Source organism: Aeromonas sp. QDB20, assembly GCF_027707805.1.
Classification (GTDB): Bacteria; Pseudomonadota; Gammaproteobacteria; order Enterobacterales; family Aeromonadaceae; genus Aeromonas; species Aeromonas dhakensis.
The window spans coordinates 46,197-71,175 of record NZ_JAPCJC010000001.1 but is presented as its reverse complement, the minus strand read 5'-3'; the positions used below and the strand labels follow the sequence as shown (position 1 = coordinate 71,175).

Genomic DNA, 24,979 nt, shown 5'->3' with positions numbered 1-24,979 from the left:
TATCCATCACCACACCATCTCCACGCTCTCTTCATCCTCGGCAAGCAGGCCGTCGAGAAAGCGGCAGAAGTCGTCGAGGCGCGGGTGATCGAACACGTCGGAGACCTTGACCTGCACCCCGAACTCGGCGCCGAGCCGGTTGACGATCTGGATGGTCTGCAGGGACTGACCCCCCAGTTCGAAGAAGTTGTCCGTGGGCGCCATGGTGGCGAGCCCCAGGATCTGCTGCCAGATGGTGCCGACCCGGTTCTCGGTCTCGCTGCCCAGGGTCAACGCTTCGCCGCCCGCCTGGTAGGCGGCCAGCAGGGCCTTGCGATCCAGCTTGTTGGAGCCGGTGCGGGGCAGCTGGTCATAGTGGCGATAGTCGGTGGGGATCATGGCGGCAGGCAGCACCTTGGCCAGCTGCGCCTTGATGACCCGGCTGTCGCGCTCCGCCCCCGCCACGAAGGCCACCAGCCTGCGCACGCTGCCGATGCTCACCCCCTGCACGCAGGCCTCATCCACCCCCGGCAGGGCCAGCAGCTGGGCCTCCACCTCGCCGGGCTGGATGCGATAGCCGCTTATCTTGAATTCGTTGTCGCGCCGGCCGAGGTAGACCAGCCGGCCGGCCACCAGGCGCACCCGATCGCCGGTGCGATAGACGAGCAGCTCCTCCTCGCCGATCCGCAGGGAGCCAAAGCTGCCTTGCACGCCCCCCATGTAGCCGTTGGCCAGCTGCGGGCCGAGCAGCACCAGCTCCCCCTCGCTGGCAGGTTGCTCCCCCGCCCCCAGAATGAGCGCCTGCATGCCGGGCAGCGGCAGGCCGATGGGCAACTGGGCCTGGCTCGGGTCTTCCTGCTGCAGCTCCTGGGTGGTCACCACCACGGTCGTTTCGGTGGGGCCGTAGGTGTTGAAGAGGCGCACATCGGAGCGGCCCTGACGCTGCCACTGGGCCAGCTGCTCGGGGTAGACCGCCTCGCCGCCGATGATGACAGTGGTAAGCCCGGCAGGAATGTGGGCCTGACCCGCCGTCAGCGCCACCACCCACTCGTTCCAGAACGCGGTGGGCAGGTCGAGGTGGGTGATCCCCATCTGCTCCACCCCGGCCGCAAAGGCGGGCATGGATTCGAGCAGGGCGTCGGTGCGCAGCACCAGGGTGGCGCCGGCGCTCAAGGTAGCAAACACCTCCTCGATGCTGGCGTCGAAGTTGAAGGGGGCGAATTGCAGCATCCGCGCCTCTTCATCCAGGTGATAACGGCAGCGGGCGGCGGCGGCGAAGTGATCCAGCGCGCCGTGGCTCACCGCCACCCCCTTGGGCAGGCCGGTCGAACCCGAGGTGAACATCAGGTAGGCGACGGCGCGGCCGGCGGCCGATTGGTTCAAGCGGTTATCGCTCACCAGATCCCCCGCCAGGAGCGTGCGCCCCTCAAACAGGCTGGCCAGCTTGTGACGGTACTCGGCCTGGGTGATCAGGGTCTTGACCTCCCCCAGCCGCAGAATATGGCCCTGACGCTCCAACGGCTGCTCAGGGTCGAGCGGCACGTAGACGGCGCCCGCCAGCAGCACCGCCAGCTGGGCGAAGATGGCCTGGGGGGTGCGGGCCAGCATGACCCCCACCTTGTCGCCGGGGGCGACGCCTGCGGCCTGCAGGGCGGCCGCCATCTGTTCGGATCTGGCCAGCAGCGCCTCGTAGCTGAAGCGGACCTCTCCCTGCTCCGTGCTCTGAATCAAGGCAATCTTGTCCGGGGTCTGGGCGGCGAAATGGCAGAGCGCCTCCAGCACAGGCCGCACCTGGAGAGCTTCCTGGGCGGGGCCGGCGATCAGGGCCCTGGCTCGCTGCTCGGCCAGCCAGTCGGCCTTGAGCGTTCCCAGGGTCTGGGCGGGCTCGGCCAGCCAGCGGCCCAGCAGGGTGAACAGGGTATCGGCGATGACCGCCAGATCTGCCTGCCGGTAGCAGCCGGGGTTGGCGTCCAGATCCAGTCTGGGCTGGCCATCGACGCCGACCTGCACCTCTATGGTGAGATCCTCCACCGGGCCGGCGCTGATGTTGAGAATATGGGCAGATAGCGGCCCGAAGCGGCGAGCGTGATCGAACGGCATGATGTTGACCAGGGGGCCGAACAGCCGCTTGTCTCCCCCCACCAGGCCAAGGTCTCGGCGCAGCAGCTCGTAGCGGTAGTGCTGATGCTTGCGCACCCCGCGCTTGGCCTTGGCCACGGCGCCGGCGGCGCCCGCCAGATCCAGTTCTTCACCCAGTGTCAGCGCCAGCGGGGTGATATTCATCTGCATGCAGGGCACGGTCAGCGACGCCGAGCCGATGCGGTTCATCATCATCAGGCCAAGCAGGGTCTGGTTTTGGCCGCTCGACAGTGACAGCTGGGCCGAGAGGCCGGCCAGCAGCAGATCGGGCCAGCCCAACTTGTGCTCGTCGGCAAAGCCGGTCAGGGATTGCCACAGCGCCGCCGGCAGCGGGCGGCTCTCGCGGATAAATTCGGCGGCAATCGGCGCGCGGGTCTCGCCAAAAGATTTCACCTCGGGCCAGCCATGCAGCTGCTCCTGCCAGAAGGCGCGGGCGGCGGCGTTCTTGCCGCTCTGCTCGCGGCTCGCCTCTTCCGCCAGCACCTCAGCCAATGAGCCGAAGGGGGATGGGGAGTGCATCTCACCGGCCAGCTCCTCTGCATACAGCTCGGCGATACGCTGGAACAGCAGGGTGGTACCAAAGCCGTCGAGGGCGATGTGGTGCACGCAGCTGTAGAGGTAATCGCGGCCGGGGCCGCGCAGCAGGGCGAAACGGCAGGGCGCCTCTTGGGTCAACTCGAACGGGCGGCGCAGATCGGCCCAGGCCCAGGCGCGGGCCAGCATCTCGTCATCGCGCTCGAGGGAGACCTCTTCATAGGCCAGGGGCAACTCGGCCGGGACGAAGCAGACCGCCTCGCCGTCTTGCTCGACATGGCCCTTGAGCGCCTCGCACTCCCCCACCGCCTTGGCAAGGGCCGCGGCCAGCACGGCCGCCTCGACCTTGCCGTCGAAGGCGATGCACTCGGCGGTGTTGAACATCGCCTTGTCGTCGTTGAGCAGATGTCCGGACCAGAGCCCCTGCTGGGGGATGGTCAAGGGGAAGCGGTTCATGGGGTCACCTCCAGGGCCTGGGCTGCCAGCCTGGCCTCGATGAGGCGCCACCAACCGTTGAGGGTCGGCAGCTTGGCGAGATCCACGAAGCCGAGCTCCACCCCGGCGGCGCGCCACTCGGTGAGCAGGGCCATGATCCGCACCGAATCCAGACCGTAGTCGATGAGGTTCTCGTCGGGGTCAAACTCCCCTTCGTCCTCGTCGATATGGCTCAGCAGCCGCGCCTTGAGCCCCTCGTAGGTCAGTAATGGATTGGTCAGCAAGGGATTGGTGGGTTGGGCAGCAGAAGCGGAAGCCGGAGCAAGGGCCAGTACCTCCTCGCAGCGGATCACCTTGCCGCAGCGGGTCGCCACGTAGTCGAGCGCCATCTGGTGGTCGGCCAGGGAGAAGTCCGCCACCCCGTCCGCCAGGAAGAAGGGCTGGATGTCGCGCATGAAGGCGTCGCAGGCGGTCATCATGCAGCCGATATGGCCGTAGATGCCGCCGATGATCAGCTGATCCCGTCCCAGCGCTTTGAGCATCGGCTCCAGCTCGGAGCGCTGGAAGGCGCTGTAGCGCCACTTGACCAGCACGGTGTCGTCCCGCTCCGGGCGCAGGGCTGCCACCACCTGCTGCTGCTCGGGCCGCTTGTTGAGCCCCGGGCCCCACATGTCGTTGAGCAGGGCGCGATCTTCAGGGGATTGATCCTTGGGCTGGGCGGTGTAGAAGACCGGGATGCCGAGGGCCTTGCACTGCTTGCGCACAGCGGCCAGGCGCTCGGTGAGGGCCGCGATCAGCGGGCTGTTTTCGCCATAGAAGGCGGTGAAGTACTCCTGCATGTCGTGGATCAACAGGGCGGCGCGTTTGGGTTCCAGGGACCAGTCGACCTTGTTGGCCTTCCACTGGCTGGGCATGGCGTAATTGTTCAGGGTTGGGATAGCCATAACGTCATGATTCCTTTTTAGTTTTATGCTGTTGTCAGGGGCTGGTTGGCGGCGATGGCGTGCGCAATGCGTGCCCGCAGCCCCTGCTTGTCAATCTTGCCCACCGCCGTCATGGGCAGGGCGTCCAGGGTTTCGAAACGGTCGGGCAGCTTGAAGTCCGCCACTCCGCGCTCGCGCAGAAACTTGCGCAAGGCCAGCGGCTTCAAGGCGGGATCCGTGCTGACGATAAAGGCGCAGCTCTTCTCCCCCATGGCGCTGTCAGGCATGGAGACCAGGGCCGCATGGGTGATGGCCGGGTGGTGCAGCAGCTGGTTTTCCACCTCTTCCGCCGCGATCTTCTCGCCGCCCCGGTTGATCTGATCCTTCTGCCGCCCTACTACTGTGAGGTAACCATCGGCATCCTGTACCACCAGGTCGCCGGAGCAGTAGAAGCCCTCGGCATCGAACACCCGGGCGTTGTGGGCCGGGCTCTGGTAGTAGCCGCGGAAGGTATAGGGGCCGCGGGTGTGCAGGGCACCAGGCTCGCCGGGGGCAACCGGATTGCCCGCCTCATCGAGGATGCGCACCTCGTCGTCCGGGCTCATGGGGCGGCCCTGGGTGTGAATGACCTTCTCGTCGGGGTCGTCCAGCCGGGTGTAGTTGACCAGCCCTTCCGCCATGCCGAACACCTGCTGCAGCCGGCAGCCGAGCAGCGGCCCAATCTTGCTGGCCACCGCCTCCCCCAGCTTGGCGCCGCCCACTTGCAGCAAGTCGAGGCTCTCGAGCTGAGTGCGCGCGGTGGGGTCCGCTTCCGCTGCCTGCAGCCAGAGCGAGACCGCCGGCGGCACCAGCGAGGTGAGATTGACCCGGTGGCGGGCGATCAGCGGAAAACAGCTGATGGGGCTGGGATCCGGCGCCAGCACCACGGTACCGCCCGCCTCGAACACCCCAAGCGCCCCGGGGGAGCTCAGGGGGAAGTTGTGGGGCGCCGGCAGGGCGCACAGATAGCGGGTATGGGGCCCCAATTCACAGATTTCATTGCTGCGGCGCACGCTATACAGGTAATCATCGTGGGTGCGGGGGATGAGCTTGGGGGTGCCGGTGCTGCCGCCGGAGAGCTGGAAGAAGGCCACCTCGTTCGCCGGGGTCGGGGCAAAGGAGACGGATGGGGAGCCCCCCTCATCCCCCTCGTCGAACCAGCGGGTCAGCCCCAGCTCCCCTGCGTCACCATCCAGCAGCACCAGCTCTGTGCCTATGGTTGTCAGCAGCTCGCTCTCGCGACCCTTGCTCGCAAACAGCGGATGGGCCAGCGAGCCGATAAAGAGGCGGGGGGTGATCTGCTCGGCATAAGAGAGGAGCTCCAGCCGGTTGTGGCTAAAGAGCGCGTTGACCGGCGCAATGCCGGCTTTCAGCAGGGCGAAGAACACCAGATAGAACTCGGCCACGTTGGGGAGCTGCACCAGTGCGGTGTCCCCCGCCCCCAGGCCATGGCGGGCCAGATTTTCGGCCAGCTGGCTCGAGGCGGCGTCCAGTTCGCCATAGCTGAAGCGCCGCTCACCGCAGAGGATGGCCTCGGCCTCGGGGGCCAGCTCGCACTGACGCGCCAGCATGGCGGTCAACGGCTCGCCACGCCAATAGCCCTTGGCACGGTAGTGCTGGGCCAATTCGTCGGGCCAGCGGGTATAGGGCAGGAAACGGCTGGTATCGCTCATTGCGCGACCTCCGGACTCAGGTCCAGGGCTCTCAGATTTGGCTGCCCACTCGGCCAGCCCAGATATTGAAGCTGCGTCATTGCGCCACCTCCAAATCCAGGCCCAGGGCTTTTAGCATGGTACCCAGCTTGGTGCCGGTCTCGGCCCACTCCATCGCAGGATCCGAGCCCGCGACGATACCGGCGCCGGCAAACAGCTCCACCTGATGGCCATCGAGCACCCCACAGCGGATCACCACGGCCCACTCGCCGTTGCCCTGGCTGTCGCACCAGCCGACGATGCCGCTGAACAGGGCGCGCCGGAAGGGCTCCTGCTCGCGGATAAACTGGCGGGCCAGCTCGGTGGGATAGCCGCACAGGGCCGGGGTGGGATGCAGCTGACAGGCCAAGGAGAGCACCGACGCCTCGCCGCCGTGCAGCCGGCCGGCGATGGGAGTGCCCAGATGCCAGAGGGTATCCGTGCTCATCAGCGAGGGACTGGACGGGATCGCCAGCTCGCGACAGTGAGGGGTCAGCACCCGGCGGATCTCGTCGATCACCAACTTGTGTTCATGCTGATCCTTGCGAGAGGCCAGCAGATCCCGAGCCACCATTTCGTCTTGCGCCGGCTCGCTCGCCCGTCTGGCGGAGCCCGCCAGCGGATGAGTGAACACCTCTCCCCCGCTGACCCGCAGCAGCAGCTCCGGACTGGCACCGAGCAGGCGGCGGCCCTGGCCAAGCGGCAGGGAGAAGTGGAAGGCGTGGGGATTCTGGGCCATCAGACGGGTCATCACCCGTTTCGGATCGGCGGGCTGATGCAGAGTGAGCGTCAGCTTGCGCGACAACACCACCTTGGATAGCCGGCCTTGTGCAAACGCATCCAGCGCCGCACTGACCGAGGCCTGGAATTCGCTGGCCGGCGGGGTGCTCTGCACCGAGATGACCCGGTTGGCCTCGACGGCCTGTTCGGCCGCTGTCGTAGGCGCCTGCTGAACCGGGACAGGGCGCTCGCCCTGCTTATAGCGGCCGGGCACATAGAGGCAGGAGGCCTCCGCCGGGTCGAACGCAAAGGCACCGATCAGCAGGGGGTTGCTCTGGCCGGCGGCGCTGGCCGCGGCCAGCGCGTCGGCAATCTGTTGTTCCAGCAAGGGCCATTCACAGGCGGGGGTGGTGATAGGCTGGCCCAGGTCAGTGGCACTGATCGTGCCCTGCCCCGAGGTAAACAAGAAATCGGGCGGTGACGCAGCCTGGGCAGGCGCGCTATTTTCCATCACAAGAGTATCCACGTTACACCCTCAAATATGATTCAAAATGATAATGATTATCAATTTGTATTTGTGCGGCGGTAAAATACTCGCTTTGAAATCCCCCGGTCAATGGGATTTTTATGCCGATAAAACTGGAACTTATCTGTGGATATTGCCCGTCGTGGCCCACCGTGCAGGGCCGACCCCTCTTGCCCGTATGAGCACCGCTGCCAACACCCCATATGAGGCTGCGACAAAAACCGCGGTCTCACCGCCCACGCTGGCAGCGAGCGCCATTTACCCCTAAGATGGCGCCATCTTCATGACCATTGTTACAACCCACGGGATCCTCGATGTTAAAGCACCTGCTTCTGCTCCCCCTCAGCCTGCTGCTGGCTGCCTGTTCACTCACCCAGTACAACGTCAGCGAAGGGGAGATCAACCAGTACCTCAAAGAGAGGGTCGCCTTCGAAAAACAGCTGGGGATCCCCGGCATCATGTCGAGCAAGATCCGCCTCGATGAGATGCAGAGCCGCATCGGTCGCCGCCAGGCTGACCGGGTCGAGCTGGATGCCGCCGGCGACCTGCAGGTGACGAGCCCGCTCGGCAGCCAGCAGATGAAGATCCGCTTCTCCCTGAGCGCCCGCCCCGACTACGTGGCCGAGCAGGGGGCCATCTATCTGCGCGATCTCGAGCTGCTCTCGGTCAAGACAGAGCCGGCCGACGTGGGCACCGCCCTCACCCCGCTGCTGCCCACCTTCAACCAGTCCCTCTCCCTGTTCCTCTCCCAGACCCCTGTCTATCGGCTCGACGGCAGCCGTCAGAACGAGGCGCGGATCAAGGAGAAGGTCGAAGCGCTCAAGGTGGAGCCCGGTCGACTGGTGATCCCCTTCAAACTGATGTGACCCCCCAACCGCGCCCCTCTTCTCTTCAACCCCAGGGGCGCGGTTTTTTTCTTCTCAAGCTCCCCCCTTTGCCTCATAATGCACACCATTCTCATTTAGATTCATGAGAAGCGTCATAATAAAATCAAACATATGGTGAGAAGGGACATGAGAAAAACCGTACTGGTCCAGGCGATCGCCTGCGCGATCCTGAGCGGCGCCGCACACGCCGCCGTCAAGGTAGAAGACAAGACATTCAACACCGCCGCCAACATGCTGGCCTACACCGAATTCGAACTCTCCGGCGAGCCGCTGGCCGAAGCCCTCGGTCTGGATCTGGATGTGCTGGACGCCAACCGCGCCGACGAGCCGACTCCGTTCGACTTCGCCGCTGGCATCGAATCCTATGAATACTCCGAAGAGGCGATGTACGCCCTCAACTATCAATCCGGCATGGGCCCGCACCTGGTGAACGGGCCGCAAAACCTGGCTCGTGGCGGCACCATGGCCACCCTCGGCCAGCGGGTGCTGGCCATGGCCGATGCGGTCGGCTTCCCGGCCGATGAAGTGCCGCAAGGCATGTATCCCCTCTCCCTGCCCTACGCCTCTGCCAATCCGGAGTTCGCCCAGGCCGTGAACGCCACCCCGGTCAACGGCGACCAGATCACCATCAAGACCGCCAAGGGCCACGAGAAGAGCGTCAAGACCCAGGTGCCAGCCTACTTCCGCGACTACGCTACCCTGCGCTGGAGCGGCAGTGACAACCTGCTGGTGCCGGCGGCCGTGGGCGGCATCCTGCTCAAGGAAGTGATGTGGTCCCAGGACTTCCTCGGCGGCATGCACGTGGCCGAGACAGATGAAGAGGTGGAAGCCGCGTCCGCCACCATGGATCAGGACGGCAAGCACAAGCTGGGCGTCTCCGCCGCCGACGGCTTCAACGGCATGATGCTGACCGAGCAGTCCATCGACAAGCTGGCCATCCTGCAGGGTCAGCTCGGCTTTGACGGCAAGCAGCTGGGCGCCAAGATCACTCCGCAGTACGATCCGGCCAAGGGCATCGTCTACTTCCCCCATCAGGTGAAAGTGACCGAGACGGCCAAGAACGAGGTCGGCGCCATCGGCAAGCTCGAGGTGGTTGATGGCTCCGCCCAGCTGCGCGACGCCTGGATGATGCTGTGGCCGCTCTCCGAGTTCTACGCCTTCACCGATCAGCGCAGCGCCAACACCAACCAGAACCCGGCCTTCCACGCCGTGTTTGACGGTGCTCCGTTCGCCGCCGCACCGGCCGCCAACAAGGGCAGCGATGCCGCCAAGCTGGTAGCGGGTGACGATGCCTTCTCCCTGGCGCTGAACCTCTCCGGCATGGTGTTCAAGAACCTCAATGCCCTCCACTTCGAACCCAAGGCCGGCACCCTGGTGGACAGCTGGCAGGCCGGCAAACAGGCCAAGCACGTCACCACCTTTGACGCCGCCTACAGCCTGGTCGCTCTGCAGATCTTCCAGCGCGCCCAGGATGCGCTGCCGGTAGGCTACGCCGCTGGTGACAATGGCGAGCTGAATCTGAAAACCGCTCAGGGCCAGCAGGCTCTGGTGCTCATTCGCCAGCAGGCCGACTTCATCCTGGCCAATCTCAAGGGCAAAAATGGGCTGGTGCACGATGGGATCACCCTGGGTGGCAAGCTCGATGCCGGCCAGTCCATCGACGCGCAGTTTGCCGCCATCCGCGGCCTGACCGCCGCCTTCCTGGCCACCTCGGATGCCAAGTACCGCACCGCGGCGCGCGAGCTGTTCATCGCCGCCGACAAGGCCTACTTCAACCAGAAGGCCGGTACCTGGCTCGCTGGCAAACAGGGTGAATACACCCCCTGGACCCAGGCCGCCATCTCCGGCGCCCTGCGCTCCGCCATGCTGAACCTGCGCAACGAAGGTAGCGAAAAGGCCCCGGCGCTGGAACTGGCCCAGCTGACCCAGCGCTACGTGAGCTGGTTCCGCGGCACCGTCAACGGCGGCATGCAGATGGCCGAATGGATCGGTGACTCCGGCGAGAACGTCATCGAAGGGGCCGGTGGTGACACCGACGAAGATGGCGTCCCGCAAGTCACCGCCGCCGGTGGCAAGCACGGCACCGCCATGGTGATGGCCGCCAAGGCGCTGATCACCGAGAAATAATCAGCCACCGGCTGAACAGCAAAAGGGAGCCTTATCGGCTCCCTTTTTAGTTGTGGCGTCTGGCGTTGGCAGCGACATCACCCCAGCTTGGCCAGCATCTCCTTGGTCACCAGCACTATGCCCTGCTCGGAGCGATAGAAGCGGCGGCTATCCTCGTCCGCGTTCTCCCCCACCACCAGGCCATCGGGCAGCTTGCAGCCCTTGTCCACCACCACCCGCCGCAAGCGGCAGCCGGAGCCTATCTCTACCCCGGGGAAGATCACCGCCTGATCCAGGGTGCAGAAGGAGTGCACCCGCACATGGGTGAACAGCACGGAGTTGAGCACGAAGGAACCGCTGACAATCGACCCCCCCGCAAACATGGAGTTGATGGTCATGCCGTGCTGGCCGTTGCGGTCCTGCACGAACTTGGCTGGCGGCGTCATGGTCTGGCTGGTCCAGATGGGCCAGTTTTCGTCATAGATGTCCAGCTCGGGCACCACGGAGGCGAGATCCATGTTGGCCTCCCAGAATGAATCCAGGGTACCCACGTCCCGCCAGTAGGGTTTCAGCCCCTCCTTGGCCCCCACGCAGGACATGGTGAACGGGTGGGCAAACGCTTTGCCCTCCCCCACGATGCGCGGGATCACGTCCATGCCGAAGTCATGCTTGGACTCCTGGTTGTGGATATCCTCCTCCAGCAGCTGATAGAGGTACTCCGCCTCGAAGATGTAGATGCCCATGGAGGCCAGGGAGACGTGCTCGTTACCCGGCATGGCGGGCGGATTGGCCGGCTTCTCAACGAAGGCGCGGATCTTGCGCTGCTCGTCGATGTCCATCACCCCGAAGGCGGAAGCCTCCGCCCGCGGCACCTCGATGCAGGCCACCGTCACCTTGGCGCCGAGGCGCACGTGATCGAGCAGCATGGCGGCATAGTCCATCTTGTAGATGTGATCCCCCGCCAGCACCACTATGTATTTGGGGCCGTAGTCACGGATGATGTCTACGTTCTGGTAGATGGCATCGGCGGTGCCGCGATACCAGTGCACCTCGTCCACCCGCTGCTGGGCAGGCAGCAGGTCGATGAACTCGTTCATCTGGTAGCGCAGGAAAGACCAGCCCGATTGCAGGTGACGCAGCAGGCTGTGGGACTTGTACTGGGTCACCACCCCCACCCGGCGAATGCCTGAGTTGATGCAGTTGGAGAGCACGAAATCGATGATGCGGAACTTGCCGCCAAAATGGACGGCAGGCTTGGCGCGGTTGTCGGTCAACTGCTTCAGGCGACTGCCCCGTCCCCCCGCGAGCACCAAGGCCATACTCTGGTTCAATAGTTGCCGTGCTTTGGCAGTATTTACGGGTTCTAACAACATAATTACCTCTGCCTTGTTTTGATCCATTCTCGATTCATCTTCGCCTGTTTCCGGCGTCATGAAAGTGGTTTCACTCACATTTAACTGATTTCAATTGGCCCTTTTCCAAGAGTTGAGCGGGATCGCATGCTTTGCGATGCGAGCTTGGTTAGAATTTCAGCATCAACGACATCATCAAGGATGACACCATGTTGAACAAGCTCGGGAGCAACCAGCTGATGGTGATGGCTCTCATCTGTGCTCCCCTGCTGATGCTGCAGGGGCTCTGGCTCGCCTTCGCGAGCACGCCGCTCACCCTGCTGCTCATCCTCGCCACCAGCCTGCTCGGCTTTGGCCTGCTGATCCGGCTGGTAATGGGGATGCAACAGGCGGATCGGGAGAGACAGGAGCAGGTGTGGTGCCGGGCGCTGCAACTGCGCGACCCCACCTGCCTGGAAACCCCGACAGCCCAGGCCGCCCTGCAGCAGCTGCTCGCCCACTTCAACGAAGCCGAGCTCGATGCCCACCGCCAGATAAATGAACTGCACAATCAGGCGACCCAGGACGAGCTGACCCAGCTGCAAAACCGCCACGCCTTTCGGCGCGACATGACCGAGCTGTTGCAGCGGGATCAGGATACCCAGACCGCCACCCTGGTGCTGGTCCGCGCCACCGAGCTTGGCAAGCTCAACGCACAGCGCGGCTTTCAGTCGGGGGATGCCTACATCAAAGATATTGCCAATCTCATCAACAAGGTGGTGAGCCGCTTTCCCGGCCATCAGGTCTACCGCATCTCGGGGGCCGACTTCGCGGTGCTGGTACGGCCGGAGGCCAACATACCGCCCCCCCTGCTCGGGCGGGATCTAAAGATCGCCTTCGACCACTATCAGCAGCAGCACGAGCTGGAGAGCGCCGCCTACTCCGGACTGACCCGGCTCAGCAGCGGCCAGAAGATAGAGGCCATTCTGGCCCGGGCGGATCTGGCGCTGGCCCGTGCCCAGACCGAGACGGTCAATGGCTGGGCCATCCAGCAGGATGACAACGTGGTGGAGCTGCAGGGGCAGCATCACTGGAAGCTGGTGCTGACCGAGCTGCTGGAGCAGGAGCGGATCGACTTTACCTATCAGCCGATCCAGCCCATGCACCGCAGCATGCTGGCCTACAACGAGATCTACACCCGTTTCAGCGGTGCCGACGGTACCGTGCTGCCCACCGACACCCTGTTTGCCATGGCCCAGCGGCTGGACATGGTGATGCGGCTGGAACAGATGCTGGTGATCCATGTCATGCGCCAGTACCGGGCCTTTGGCTCCAACCAGAGTCGCTGGGGCATCAACCTCTCCAGCAATCTGCTGCAAAACAGCGCCTTTCTGATCTGGCTGGACCGACAGCTGCTCAACGACCCCAACACCAGCGCCAACCTGGTGTTCGAGCTGGATGAGGAGCACCTGGAGCGCAACTTGACCGGGGCCAAGCGGGTGTTCGAGCTGCTCAGACGCAACGGCAGCCGCTCCGCCATCTGCAACTTCGGCAAGGGGATCGGCTCGTTCAATCTGTTTCGCGAGCTCAAGCCCGACTACATCAAGCTGGATCCCGCCCTCATCACCGGGCTGGAGCAGGATCTAACCAATCAGCAGTTCGTGCGGATGATCGTCGACGTGTCACACCGGATGGGGTGCCAGGTGATTGCGGAAGGGGTCGAGCAACTGGGCCAGAAGCAGTTGCTGCAGGGCATGTATGTAGACGGGTTGCAGGGCTATCTCATCGCCAGGCCCCAGCCGCTTCGGCCGGACATCAGCCAGCTCGGGCTCTTTACTGAGGATGCTTCAACTTCAACAGAGTCAGAATGATGTCGTTGAGCTGGCGATAGCGCTCCAGCTCCTTCTGATCGTAGCGGGTCGCCAGGGCGGTGGGATTGTGGCGATTCTTGAGGTAACGGTTGATCTGCAGCCGGTTGAAACCCGCCACCTGATAGACCTGCCCCAGCAGAGCATTGAGCTCCTCATGTTCAAGACCGGCCTTGGCGAGGTAATCCTCCTGGGCCGGGCTCTCCAGCTGGCAGCTCTGCTTGGCGATGCGGCCGGTCTCCTGCAGATAGCTGAGCCACTGCTCCAGATAGAGCGGCTTGCAGCCCGCCAGCAGATTGAAGAAGCCCACCGCATCGCAGCGGCAGTCGGTCAGCAGCAGCACCGCCAGTCGATCGTCATCACAGTGAAAGGTGACGGGGCCGCTCTGTCCCCAGTCCAGCGCCTGGACCCGGATCTCGGCCCGCTCCCCCGCAGCGCCGGTGACGTCGAATACAAACATGGCTCCTCCCGCTCGGCAAAAGGTTGATGATGGACCATCCCTTTGGCGGGTGCAAAGGCAAATCGCCTTTTCATTCAGTATTCTGCAAGCCGGCCATAAAAAAACCGACATCCATTACGATATCGGTTCTCGTCACGCGGGCCAAGGCCCGGTTCAATGCAGCCTGGTTCAGGCGTCCAGTTCCACCAGCGCCTTGGCCAGCTCGATGGGTTCGAGCTCCTGCCCTTCCAGATCGGCGTTCCAGTTCGGGCCGACCAGCACGTCGTCTTCGTCCAGATCGTTGATCCAGATGTCGAGGAACTCTTCCAACTCGATCACTTCCGGCTCGTAGTCGGCCCACTCGTCCACGCAGTGCAGACGGGCGTCCTCTTCGGCGGACCAGAGCGGCATCACGTCCGCATCTTCGAACTCGGCTGAGCGGCAGACCACCCAGTCTTCACCGTAGCGCAGACCCCACACCTGACCCGACTCGCGGACTTCTTCGATGAACAGTTGGAAATTGGCGTCAAGATTGTCAGTTAACTTACTCATGGGGCTCTCTCTTTAATCGGGTGCTGCGGCCACGGCAGTGCCGAGTGGCAATGCGGTGGCCAAATGGTGTCGCAAAAGCGACATGGACTCAAGCATCTTGGGGGTTATCACACAAAAAACTGCCCGATGGCGGGCTTTACCTGACAAAACGCCTCCCGAAGGAGGCGTTTTCAGCGCAGAGGGCGGGATCAACGCTCCCAGTACACCTCTTCCAGGCTATCTTCCTTCTCCGGCAGACCGCGCGACAGGCGCGGGCTGCTCTGGGCCAGCACCTCGTAGCTGACCCGGTTGGCGTACTTGCACACCTGGGAGAGGGAGGAGTAGGTGAGGAACTCGGCCACGTGCTTGGCGGAGTTGGGCACGGCACTGCGGTGATAGGCGTTGGCCACCATGTCGTGCAGCACGGCGGAGAGCGCCCCATCCCCTGCCCCGTTGGTGTTCTTGATCTTCTCCGGCCCGCCCATGTAGGGGGAGATGTGGGAGTAGATGCGCTTGGGCACGCGGCAGCCGCTGCGGGTCATGGGGCGGCTGAACTCGTACATGTTGAACTCGGGGATGACGCCGGGCAGCAGCGGCAGGGTTGTTTCGCGCTTGAAGTCATCTTCGGTGTAGGCAGCCATGTAGAGCCCCACCGGACCTGCGGTGCAGAGCACCATGTCGGCCCAGTCCAGCGCCTTGTCGGCGGCGGCCAGCGGATCGGAGAAACCGGTCAGGGCCTCGCCCTCTTCCTCGTTCATGGCGAGCACGGTGACGTTCTCGCTGATGAAATCGCGCCACCACTGGGGGTCGGACTCGATGACGAAGCGGGTACCCAGGGTCAGCACCACTGGCACGCCGGCCTCGCGGGCATAGCGCACCGCGGCCATGGCCGCTTCCTTCATCGGAGTGCCATCTTCACCGCGCACCAGGTAGGCGGTGATGACCAGGGCGGAGGACTCCTTGATGATCTCCTCGGGGATGTGGGCCACATCCAGATGGTCCATCTTGCCGGCGTTGATGCCAAAGCTGCGTTCGCCCCCTTCGGTGATGAAGGTGAAGCAGCGGCCGACCGGGCCGTCTACCGGTTGCAGGTAGTCCAGGTTGACCCGCGACGAGGTGTTGCACAGATAGCGGTAGGCGTAGCTGCCGATGCGGATGTCCTGGCTCATGACGCCGAGCAGGATGGAGTGGGAGTCCGCCAGTACCGAATAGTTGTGCATAGTGTTGCCAATGGTGCCACCGGCAAACTCGCTCACCACCATGTTGTTGCTCTTGAGCTCGTCATAGATCTGCTCCGCCACCTCGTCGGAGATGAGCATGGAGTGGCCGCGGCTCAGGCCGTAACGCTCGAGAAACGCCAGGTCAACGTGCGCTTCGATGTCGACCAGCGTCTGGTCAATCCCGACCACATAGGCCTTGCCCCGCTCCGAGAGCTCCGCACTCTGGGAGATGAGGGGATCACGACGATCCACTGGAAAGTAGTGTTTGGACTTGCGCTGACCGGGAAATTTCATGGCAATGTTCTTGTGCTCTGGGGGAAAGAGGGGCGGGATTTTAACACAATCCGCCGCGCCGAAAAGTCGCCTGATTAAAATATGAAGTCAGTATAGACAAGGGTTGCAGAGGAAAACGTTTACCAAAACCCATCAAAAAACCACCTCGCGAGGAGGTGGTTTTGGGGGCGGAGAAGACTCAGCCGGTGGCGAGCCCGCTGGCCAGCGCCAGCACCGAGAAGAGCCCGAGCGAGAGCCAGAAGAAGAGGGTGCCGAAGAGGCGCGGCATGTTCGGCGCCTTGGGGATCTGGATGCCGATGGCGTGCAGGATGCGCCCCACCAGCAACAGCACGCCGCCAAGGTGCAGCCAGAAGGCACCGACTCCCGCCAGCTCGCACAGCGCCATCAGCAGCAGGGTGAGCGGCACGTACTCGGCGAAGTTGCCATGGGCCCGGATGGCGGCGCGCATCTCCGGCGCCTCCCCTTCCCCTATCATCACCTTGAACTGGGCGCGGCGCTTGACCACCCAGAAGGAGAGCAGCAGAAACAGCAGCCCCAAGAGGCCGGCGTAAATCAGGGTGATATGCATCATGATGACGCTCCTTCTCCTTGGATAACGAACAAAACACGGCCCGCTCCGGGGTACGGCACGGGCGGCGTGTCGATCAGGCCAGCTCGCGGCAGATCAGCGACACCATCATGCGAATGTGGGCCTGATCGCTGTTGAGGGCCGGAATGTATTCAAACTGCTCGCCCCCGGCGGCCATGAAGATCTCCCGGTTCTGCACCTGGATCTCCTCCAGGGTCTCGAGGCAGTCGGCGGCAAAGGCGGGGCAGATCACATCAAGCCGCTTGATCCCGGTGGCCGGCAGGCCGCCGATGGTCACGTCGGTGTAGGGCTTGAGCCACTCCTCCTTGCCAAAACGGGACTGGAAGCTGGCGGTCCACTGGCTGGCCTCCAGCCCGAGCGCCTCGGCCAGCAGGGCGGCGGTGCGTCGGCACTGCTGACCATAGGGATCCCCTTCCCGCTCGTAGCGCTCGGGAATGCCGTGAAACGACATCAGCAGGTGCTCGCCCTGGCCGTGCTGCTCCCAATGGCGGCGCACGCTCATGGCCAGCGCCTGGATATATTCGGGGTGAGCATGGTAATCACGAATGAGCCGCACCACCGGCAGGTTGCGCTCTTTTTTCATCGCCCGGCTCCAGCCATCGAACACCGAGGCGGTGGTGCTGACCGAATACTGGGGATAGAGCGGCAACAGGATCACCCGGTTGACCCCCTTGGCCTTGAGCGCCTGCCAGCCCTCATCCAGCGAAGGGGAGCCGTAGGTCATGGCCAGCTCCACCGGCACCTCGACCCCTTCGCGTCTGAGCTCCTGCTCCAGCGCCGCGCGCTGCTGCTGACTTATCACCATCAGCGGCGAGCCCTGCTCGGTCCACACCTGCTGATAGAGCTTGGCCACCTTGGGAGAGCGGGTCGGCAGGATGATGAAGTGGAGCAGCGGGCACCAGAGGTAGCGCGGCAGGTCGACAACCCGCTGATCGTGCAGAAACTGGCTGAGAAACGCCTTGACGGCGGCCGTGGTGGGCGCGGCTGGGGTACCCAGATTGACCAGCAAGATCCCGGTTTTCGTGGTCACGTTTGCTTCCTGTCTTTCTGTTGTTATGTCTTATATGCAAGAAAGGGCCCTGTCGGGCCCTTGTCTCAATGGCACATTGCCGCTGGCCCCTGGGGGACGATGGCAATGGCGGGCTTAGCCCAGGATGGTCGCCAGCTGCTTGCTGACCAGTTCCACCGGCTGGGTGCCATCAATCTTGACGTAACGGGTGTTGCCCGCTTCCGCTTCCTTGCCGTAGAAGCCGATGAGCGGTGCGGTCTGCTGATGGTACACATCCAGACGCTTGCGCACTGTGGTCTCTTCGTCGTCGGCACGGATCACCAGATCTTCGCCGGTCACGTCGTCCTTGCCTTCCACTTTCGGCGGGTTGAACACCACGTGGTAGGTACGGCCGGAACCGGAGTGAACGCGACGACCGCTCATGCGCTTGACGATCTCTTCGTCCGGCACGTCGAATTCCAGTACGAAATCCACGGCAACACCGGCGTCCTTCATGGCTTGCGCCTGGGGAATGGTGCGCGGGAAACCGTCCAGCAGGAAGCCGTTGGCGCAATCCGGTTGGGCAATACGCTCTTTGACCAGGCCGATGATGATGTCGTCAGAGACGAGCTGACCTGCGTCCATCACGGCTTTGGCCTTGAGGCCCAGCTCGGTGCCCGCCTTGATCGCGGCACGCAGCATGTCGCCGGTGGAGATCTGCGGAATACCGTGTTTTTCCATGATGAACTGAGCCTGAGTACCCTTGCCGGCACCCGGAGCCCCCAACAGAACAATGCGCATACACGCTCCTATTGATTGGTTATTCAATTCTTGAGAAGGCAAAAAACTACACGGTTTCGCTCATTTCCACAAGCTTGGCCCGTGTGAGTGACTTATTTTTCACCATTTTCCCGTCACGGCAATACGACCATTGGCGCAGATCCGTGTACGAAAAATGAGTGAAAATGCAGCAGCGCTGCACGCAACTGGCGCCCGCCCCAAACGGGGCGGGCGCCAGAAAAGAAAGAGCCCACTGCACGCAGTGGGCCCAAACATCATGCCTGGAGTAACAGACGGTTGATACGGGAGACGAAGCTCGCCGGATCATTGAGCCCGCCCTGCTCGGCCAGCTGAGCCTGTTCGTGCAAGAGGGTGACCCACTCGCCGAACAGTGCCTCGTCCTGGATGGTGTCGAGTTTCTTCACCAGGGCGTGGTCGGGGTTCAGTTCCAGAATGTACTTCTGCTCCGGCACCGGCTGACCGGCGGCGCGCATCAGCTTGATCATCTGGGTGCTCATGCCGTGGGCATCGGTGACGATGCAGGACGGCGAGTCGGTCAGACGGTGGGTGACGCGCACCTCTTTCACCGCCTCGCCCAGGCTCTGCTTGACCCGCTCCACCAGACCGGCGTTGGCCTTCTCGGCCTCTTCCTGTGCCTGTTTGGAGGCTTCGTCTTCCAGATCGCCGAGATCCAGCTCGCCACGGGTGACGGAGACCAGCTGCTTGCCGTCGAACTCGGTCAGGTGGCTCATCAGCCACTCGTCGACCCGCTCCCACATCAGCAGCACTTCGACGCCCTTCTTGCGGAAGATCTCGAGGTGCGGGCTGTTCTTGGCGGCAGCGTAGGAGTCGGCGGTGATGTAGTAAATCTTCTGCTGGCCTTCCTTCATGCGGCCAACGTAATCCTCAAGGGACACGGTCTGGGCTTCGCCCTCGCCGGCGGTGCTGGCAAAGCGCAAGAGCTTGGCGATCTCTTCGCGATTGGCGTAATCCTCGGCCGGGCCTTCTTTCAGCACATTGCCGAACTCGCTCCAGAACTTGGCGTACTTCTCGGCGTCATCCTTGGCCAGCTTGGCCAGCATGGTCAGCACGCGCTTGGAGCAGGCCTTGCGCAGGGAGACGGTCACTTTGTTGTCTTGCAGGATCTCGCGGCTGACGTTGAGCGGCAGATCGTTGGAGTCCAGCACCCCTTTGACGAAGCGCAGGTAGGTCGGCATGAACTGCTCGGCGTCATCCATGATGAAGACGCGCTGCACGTAGAGCTTCAGGCCGTGCTTCTGCTCGCGGTTGTAGAGGTCAAACGGTGCACGGGCCGGCACGTAGAGCAGGCTGGTGTACTCCTGCGCCCCTTCCACCCGGTTGTGACCCCACAAGAGCGGATCTTCGAAGTCGTGGGCGACGTGCTTGTAAAACTCCTGATACTCCTCGTCCTTGATGTCCTTCGGGTTGCGGGTCCACAGTGCAGTGGCGCGGTTGACCTGCTCCCACTCGCCCGGGGTGCCGACAATGGTTTCACCGTCTTCTTCCCGATCCGGGGTGCCCTCTTTGAACATCTCCACCGGCACGCTGATGTGGTCGGAATATTTGCTGACCACGGAGCGCAGGCGCCAGTCGTCGAGGAACTCGTCCTCTTCGGCACGCAGGTGCAGGATGACGTCGGTACCGCGACCCTCTTTGGTCACGTCAGCCACGGTGAAGGAGCCTTCCCCTTCCGATTCCCACTGCACGCCCTGGCCCGGTTCGGTACCGGCGGCGCGGGAGACCACGGTCACCTTGTCGGCAACGATAAAGGCGGAGTAGAAGCCCACCCCGAACTGACCGATCAGCTGGGAGTCGCGGCCCTGATCACCGGAGAGGTTCTTGAAGAACTCGGCGGTGCCGGATTTGGCGATGGTGCCCAGGTGCTCGATCACCTGATCCCGGGTCATACCGATCCCGTTATCGGAGATGGTCAGGGTCCGTTTTTCTTTATCAACCACCAGGCGAACGCGCAACTGGCCGTCGTTTTCGAACAAAGAGGCATCGGAAAGCGCCTTGAAGCGCAGCTTGTCCGCCGCATCGGAGGCGTTGGAAATCAGCTCGCGCAGGAATACTTCTTTGTTGGAATAGAGGCTGTGGGCCATCAGGCTCAGCAGTTGTTTGACTTCAGTCTGAAACCCGTGGGTTTCGGCATGAACGCTTTGGGTCATCGACACTATCCTCAGGCGATTCGGGTTGAACATATTCCCGATCCAAGATGGGGCCGGTGATCGCCATTTCAAGGGGACAAATGCAACGAACGGTGCGAATGGCGATTTTTGCGCCAATCGAGGCCGTGGCCCCATCCTGCGCAAACAAAAAACCCGCCGAGGCGGGTTCTGGTATTGCTGCTAAGTCGCGACGCAGGGCCTGTTGAAGAACAGATTCTGACTCAGTTGAGGGGCTGACGCTGGCTCAATTCAGGGGCTGACACTGACTCAGTTGAGGGGCTGACGCCCCATCAGGGAGTGGGAGAGCGTGGTGCCGTCCACCAGCTCCAGCTCGCCACCCACCGGCACCCCGTGGGCAATCCGGCTCACCTTGACGCCGGCGGCGCGAGCCATGTCGGCGATGTACCAGGCGGTGGCATCCCCTTCGATGGTGGGGTTGGTGGCCAGAATAAGCTCGCTGATCGCCTCGTCTTTCAACCGTCGCTCCAGGATCTCCAGCCCCAGCTCTTCCGGGCCAATGCCGTCCAGCGGCGAGAGGTGCCCCATCAGCACGAAGTAACGGCCGGAGAACTGGCCGGTCTGCTCGATGGCGGCCACGTCCGCCGGGCTCTCCACCACGCACAGCAGGCCGTTCTCTTCGCGCTTGGGATTGGCGCAGATCTCGCAGCGCTCGTTCTCGGTGAAGGTACGGCAGTGGCTGCAGTGGCCAATCTCGGTGAGGGCGCGAGAGAGCAGCTGGGCCAGTCGCAGGCCGCCGCTGCGCTCACGCTCGAGCAGGGTAAATGCCATGCGCTGGGCCGACTTGGGGCCGACACCCGGCAGCACCTGCAAGGCTTTCATCATCTCATCCAGCAGCGGGCTGAATTTCATGGGCTTGGTATCCTTTGACGCTGTGTCGGCCGCGGCGCCCTGACGGGCAAGAAGCGCGACCGAACCTATCTTGTTGGCGCAGGACTATACCCGAGCCAACCCCGAGCGCCAATGGCCTTGTGCCCTCAGCCCTCTGCCGAAACGGGGGATGATGCCGAGCTCGCCAGCAGGATGCGCTGGCGGCCGCTGTAGATCTCCGCCCGCCCCGGGCGGCAAAAGCCCACCAGAGTGAGCCCGGTCTGCTCGGCCCGCTCGACCGCGAGCTCGGTGGCAGCCGAGATGGCGAGCAAGATCTCCACCCCGGCGCTGGCGCACTTTTGCACCATCTCGAAGCTGGCGCGGCTGGTCACCAGGATGGCGCCGTCGCGCCGTTGGCTTCGCTGCAGGTGCCCCACCAGCTTGTCCAGCGCGATATGGCGTCCCACGTCCTCGCGAATGGCGAGGATGTTGCCCTCGCCGTCCACGTGCACGGCGGCATGGGTCGCCCCCGTGCTCTGCCCCAGCAGCTGGAGCGGGCGCAGCGCCGCCAGCACCTTGTCGATATGACCCACCGCAAAACGCTGGCTGTCGGGCAGCCTTGGCTGGGCACGCACCACCTGCTCCAGGCTCTCGCTGCCGCAGATGCCGCAGCCGGTGCGCCCGGCCAGGGTACGCCGCTTCTCTTTCAGGCGATGAACGCAGCGATTGGCCAGGGTGATGTGCAGCTCGATGCCGCGGCAGGCACTCTGCTGCTCGATGTCGTGGATATCGAGCAGACTGTCGATGATCCCCTCCGACAGCGAGAAGCCGATGGCAAAATCCTCCAGATCGGCGGCCGAGCACATCATCACGCTGTGGGCGATGCCGTTGTAGACCAGCGCCACCGGGGTTTCGCAGGGCAGCTGCATGGCGCTGTCGGTGGTAACGCCGCGCTGATGGTAATGGACCACCTCGCGATGGGCGCTGAGCGCCTGCAGGGTGTCGGGGTCGAGTTCAAGCAACATCTGGGGGCCCCTTAGTTGAGGGTGCGGGGATCTTTGGCCGAGATCCCGAGCCGTTTCATTTTCGACAGCAAGGTGGTGCGCTTCATGCCGAGACGCTGGGCCGCGCCCCGCTCGCCGGCAACGATGCCGTTGCACGCCTTCAGCGCCCGGATGATGCTGGCTCGCTCATCCTCCCCCTGAGCCTCGTCACCCTGCGGCAAGGCGGGCAACTGCTCACGGAACAGCTCCCGGGCCGGCTCGTCATAGACCAGGGTCTCTATCTTGTGAAAGCCCTTGAGGGGCAGCAGCTCGTCCGGCGAGAGGTTGAGCACGTGGCCGCGAGTCATCACCACCGCCCGCTCGATGATGTTTTCGAGCTCACGGATGTTGCCGTACCAGGGGAGCGACACCAGCATCTTCATGGCGTCGGCCGGGATGGAGGTGATGGTGCGGCGCATCCGCTTGGCGATCTTCTTGATGAAGAAGTTGACCAAGAGCGGAATATCCTCGCGCCGCTCGCGCAGGGGCGGCAGCTCGATGGGAAAGACGTTGAGCCGGTAATAGAGGTCGCTTCTAAAGCGCTTGTTCTTGACCATGGAGAGCAGATCGCAGTTGGTGGCCGCCACCAGCCGCACGTCGATGGCGATGGGGTTGCTGTTGCCCACCCGCTCCAGCTCGTGCTCCTGCAAGACCCGCAACAGTTTGGGCTGCAGATCGAGCGGCATGTCCCCCACCTCGTCGAGGAACAGGGTGCCCTTGTGGGCCCGCTCAAAGCGGCCGATGCGCTGGGTCAGCGCCCCGGTGAAGGCCCCCTTCTCATGGCCAAACAGATCGCTCTCGATAAGGCCGGTGGGAATGGCGGCGCAGTTCACCTTGACCATCTCGTGATCATGGCGGGTACTCAGGGCGTGAATGGCCTGGGCGATCAGCTCCTTGCCGGTGCCGGTCTCCCCCAGAATGAGCACTGTGCAGTCGCTCTGGGCCACCAGCTTCACCTTCTCCAGCACCTTCTCCATCACGGCGCTCTGGTAGATGATGTTGGCAAAGTCCCCCTGCGGAGCGGGTCCGTCGACCCGAAGGGTCTTCTCCCTGGCACCTGTGGTGTTGGAGATCTCCTGCTGCGCCTGCACGTTGTTCATGGCAATCGCCGTGCGCGCCGCCACTTGTTCGAGCAGCGAGATATCGAGGTCGGCGAAGAAATCCGCCTCGGGGTGAGAGAGGATCAACACCCCCAGCAGGTTGCCCCGATAGCGCAGCGGCAGGATGCAGGAGCTGTCGGCGTCGGGGGGCAGGATCTGGGAGGTGAAACGGCAGCTCGACTGACAGCCGTGGCCCTGCTCGCGATAGAGGAAGAAGGGCTCGCTGTGGCCGAGCGCCCCCTGCAGGCAGTTCTTCTCAAAACACGAGTGGTTGATGATGCCGGGCTGTTCGCGCTGCTGCTGATTGACCAGGTAGCTCTTGAAGCTGTCGGAGGTGGCGTTGTACTCGGCCAGACACAGGCTGCTGATGCCAAAGTGGTGGTGCAGTATGGTGAACAGGCTCTGGGGCAGCTCGGCGATGCGCACCAGTTTGATCACCGCGTTGGTCACGTCCACCAGGATCTTGCAGCTGTCGCGCTCAAGGCGCAGGGAGTTGGCCTGCTCCAGGGTGCGCTCCTTGTCCAGCACGTTCTCCAGCGCAATGGCGACGATGGCCGCCAGCTGGGTCAGCTTGGCCAGGGTCTCCATCGGGAAGGCATTGGCCTCGCGGCTGATGAACTCCACCCCGCCCAGGTGGCTGCGGGCGGTGGTGATGGGCAGCTGGCAGTAGGAGTGCAAACCGTCATAGACAGGGGTGCTCGCCAGCTGTTCGCAACGGTGGCGAAAGCGGCTCGCCGGCAGCACGATGGCCTGCTCGCGGGAAAAATGGAGATCGGCCTTGCGGCAGATAAGGTGCGCCGGCCCCTGCTCCCCCAGGTAGTAGAAGACCGCCTCCTCCCCCGTCCCCAGGTTGAGGATGAGGTTGACCCGATCCACCTGACGAAAGCAGGGCTGGATCCGGTTCAGCTTCTTGATGAAGTCGTCCAGGGTGACGGCGGAGAGCAGGTTCTTGGAGAGGGAGAGAAAGCCGTCATCCCAGATGGGTGAGATGTCGGTCAACGGAATGGCACTCACATTCAGCATTCAGGCCTCGCATTACATCTAGATAGGTACCCTTGCCGGCCAATTGCAGCACGGCAACAACGGTAAACAATGCATCAGCCATCGCAGTCAGATGTTATAATTAATTTTTAAAAACTTAACGCTTAATTATAAAAACTAACATGCACCGAAATAGCATCGCGCAGATTATCGCAGGATGGCTGGCATAATAAGTTAGCCCCATCCCCATTACAACCAAGCCGGCCCTGGCACATATTACAGTTCCGTCAGCGGATATTTCCCGCCACGCTCAAATATGGCGTCACTATCGCCGTCATTCGCCGCATATCGCCGCCAACTGGCCCATCCTCTGCCCCTGTTGCCGCTGTCGCAGGCTCATGAGGAGAGCAGCCGGTAGTTGTGCAGCTTCAGCCCGCCGAAGATGAAGGCGGCGGAAAAGAGCTGAAGTCCCAGCAATAACCCACTGATATTGTCAGCTATTTCCACCGACACCACCCGATGGGTGAGGTAGACCCCGAGCCCCAGCACGCCCGCCAGCAGACAGTTGACCAGGGTGGTGGAGAGAAAGGCGATGAGCCAGGCCGCCTGCACGCTCAATGCCGCCAGCACGGCGCTCATGGCGATGCGCGCGGCGATAAAACAGCCGAAGAAAGCAAACCCCAGCAGAAATATCAATTCGTCCTGCCATAGAAAACACCCAACCCCTAACAACATCACCAGCAAATAAGCGGAGACATAAAAGATCCCGAACGAAAGATTTAATTCATTTTTCATGATGGACACCTGCCAGCTGAAAAA

The 24,979-nt window shown here is 63.1% G+C and carries 19 protein-coding genes; 3 read left to right on the top strand and 16 right to left on the bottom strand.

Translation table 11 applies throughout. The features are described from left to right. Positions 1-6: 6 nt before the first annotated feature. The 4 genes from amoF to amoC form a co-directional block, all read right to left on the bottom strand. Positions 7-3,108 carry an amonabactin biosynthesis non-ribosomal peptide synthetase AmoF gene (amoF, locus tag PG897_RS00305; protein ID WP_201881906.1) on the bottom strand — a complete coding sequence of 1,034 codons (3,102 nt, stop codon included), beginning with the start codon at positions 3,106-3,108 and terminating at the stop codon, positions 7-9. Then, positions 3,105-4,031, bottom strand: a complete 927-nt coding sequence (gene amoB, locus PG897_RS00300) for an amonabactin biosynthesis bifunctional protein AmoB (protein WP_201881908.1) — start codon at positions 4,029-4,031, stop codon at positions 3,105-3,107. The genes amoF and amoB overlap by 4 nt, the downstream gene beginning before the upstream one ends. Positions 4,032-4,054: 23 nt before the next feature. Then, on the bottom strand, positions 4,055-5,722 hold the full coding sequence (locus tag PG897_RS00295) for a (2,3-dihydroxybenzoyl)adenylate synthase (protein ID WP_201881911.1): 1,668 nt from the start codon (positions 5,720-5,722) through the stop codon (positions 4,055-4,057). Positions 5,723-5,798: 76 nt separating this feature from the next. Continuing rightward, a complete protein-coding gene (gene amoC / locus PG897_RS00290) occupies positions 5,799-6,986 on the bottom strand; it encodes an amonabactin biosynthesis isochorismate synthase AmoC (protein WP_017765830.1) in 1,188 nt (395 codons plus the stop codon). A gap of 314 nt (positions 6,987-7,300) precedes the next feature. On the opposite strand from amoC, the gene PG897_RS00285 reads away from it, so the two are divergent. Together PG897_RS00285 and PG897_RS00280 are read left to right on the top strand one after the other, a co-directional pair. Then, positions 7,301-7,852, top strand: a complete 552-nt coding sequence (locus PG897_RS00285) for a lipoprotein (RefSeq protein WP_017765831.1) — start codon at positions 7,301-7,303, stop codon at positions 7,850-7,852. A 147-nt stretch (positions 7,853-7,999) separates the two neighbouring features. Further along, positions 8,000-10,000, top strand: a complete 2,001-nt coding sequence (locus PG897_RS00280) for a hypothetical protein (RefSeq protein WP_201881913.1) — start codon at positions 8,000-8,002, stop codon at positions 9,998-10,000. A 77-nt stretch (positions 10,001-10,077) separates the two neighbouring features. Here PG897_RS00280 and glgC read toward each other — a convergent pair whose 3' ends face one another. Further along, positions 10,078-11,352 carry a glucose-1-phosphate adenylyltransferase gene (gene glgC, locus PG897_RS00275; RefSeq protein ID WP_005301813.1) on the bottom strand — a complete coding sequence of 425 codons (1,275 nt, stop codon included), beginning with the start codon at positions 11,350-11,352 and terminating at the stop codon, positions 10,078-10,080. A 188-nt stretch (positions 11,353-11,540) separates the two neighbouring features. On the opposite strand from glgC, the gene PG897_RS00270 reads away from it, so the two are divergent. Beyond that, positions 11,541-13,181, top strand: coding sequence for an EAL domain-containing protein (locus PG897_RS00270; protein ID WP_024941938.1), 1,641 nt, complete (start codon positions 11,541-11,543; stop codon positions 13,179-13,181). Here PG897_RS00270 and PG897_RS00265 read toward each other — a convergent pair. The 11 genes from PG897_RS00265 to PG897_RS00215 form a co-directional block, all read right to left on the bottom strand. After that, complete coding sequence (locus PG897_RS00265) at positions 13,144-13,638, bottom strand: hypothetical protein (RefSeq protein WP_010633746.1); 495 nt, start codon at positions 13,636-13,638, stop codon at positions 13,144-13,146. The two genes, PG897_RS00270 and PG897_RS00265, sit on opposite strands and share 38 nt — an antisense overlap. A 168-nt stretch (positions 13,639-13,806) precedes the next feature. Continuing rightward, a complete protein-coding gene (locus PG897_RS00260; RefSeq protein ID WP_005301823.1) occupies positions 13,807-14,169 on the bottom strand; it encodes a DUF2750 domain-containing protein in 363 nt (120 codons plus the stop codon). 188 nt (positions 14,170-14,357) lie between these two features. Continuing rightward, on the bottom strand, positions 14,358-15,662 hold the full coding sequence (locus PG897_RS00255) for an inosine/guanosine kinase (RefSeq protein WP_010633745.1): 1,305 nt from the start codon (positions 15,660-15,662) through the stop codon (positions 14,358-14,360). Positions 15,663-15,840: 178 nt separating this feature from the next. Further along, entirely contained in the window at positions 15,841-16,233 is a 393-nt protein-coding gene (locus PG897_RS00250) for an MAPEG family protein (RefSeq protein ID WP_010633744.1), read from the bottom strand. A gap of 73 nt (positions 16,234-16,306) precedes the next feature. After that, positions 16,307-17,281, bottom strand: a complete 975-nt coding sequence (gene hemH, locus PG897_RS00245) for a ferrochelatase (RefSeq protein ID WP_010633743.1) — start codon at positions 17,279-17,281, stop codon at positions 16,307-16,309. A 114-nt stretch (positions 17,282-17,395) separates the two neighbouring features. Next, the gene (gene adk / locus PG897_RS00240; RefSeq protein WP_005301834.1) at positions 17,396-18,040 is read right to left on the bottom strand and encodes an adenylate kinase; all 645 of its coding nucleotides are present in this window, start codon (positions 18,038-18,040) and stop codon (positions 17,396-17,398) included. Positions 18,041-18,294: 254 nt separating this feature from the next. Then, a complete protein-coding gene (htpG, locus tag PG897_RS00235; RefSeq protein ID WP_010633742.1) occupies positions 18,295-20,208 on the bottom strand; it encodes a molecular chaperone HtpG in 1,914 nt (637 codons plus the stop codon). 267 nt (positions 20,209-20,475) lie between these two features. After that, the gene (gene recR, locus PG897_RS00230; protein WP_010633741.1) at positions 20,476-21,078 is read right to left on the bottom strand and encodes a recombination mediator RecR; all 603 of its coding nucleotides are present in this window, start codon (positions 21,076-21,078) and stop codon (positions 20,476-20,478) included. A 125-nt stretch (positions 21,079-21,203) separates the two neighbouring features. Next, the gene (gene fdhD / locus PG897_RS00225) at positions 21,204-22,061 is read right to left on the bottom strand and encodes a formate dehydrogenase accessory sulfurtransferase FdhD (protein ID WP_201881915.1); all 858 of its coding nucleotides are present in this window, start codon (positions 22,059-22,061) and stop codon (positions 21,204-21,206) included. Positions 22,062-22,072: 11 nt separating this feature from the next. After that, positions 22,073-24,202, bottom strand: a complete 2,130-nt coding sequence (locus PG897_RS00220; protein WP_010633739.1) for a sigma 54-interacting transcriptional regulator — start codon at positions 24,200-24,202, stop codon at positions 22,073-22,075. A gap of 354 nt (positions 24,203-24,556) precedes the next feature. Further along, positions 24,557-24,856 carry a hypothetical protein gene (locus PG897_RS00215; protein WP_010633738.1) on the bottom strand — a complete coding sequence of 100 codons (300 nt, stop codon included), beginning with the start codon at positions 24,854-24,856 and terminating at the stop codon, positions 24,557-24,559. Positions 24,857-24,979 lie beyond the last annotated feature (123 nt).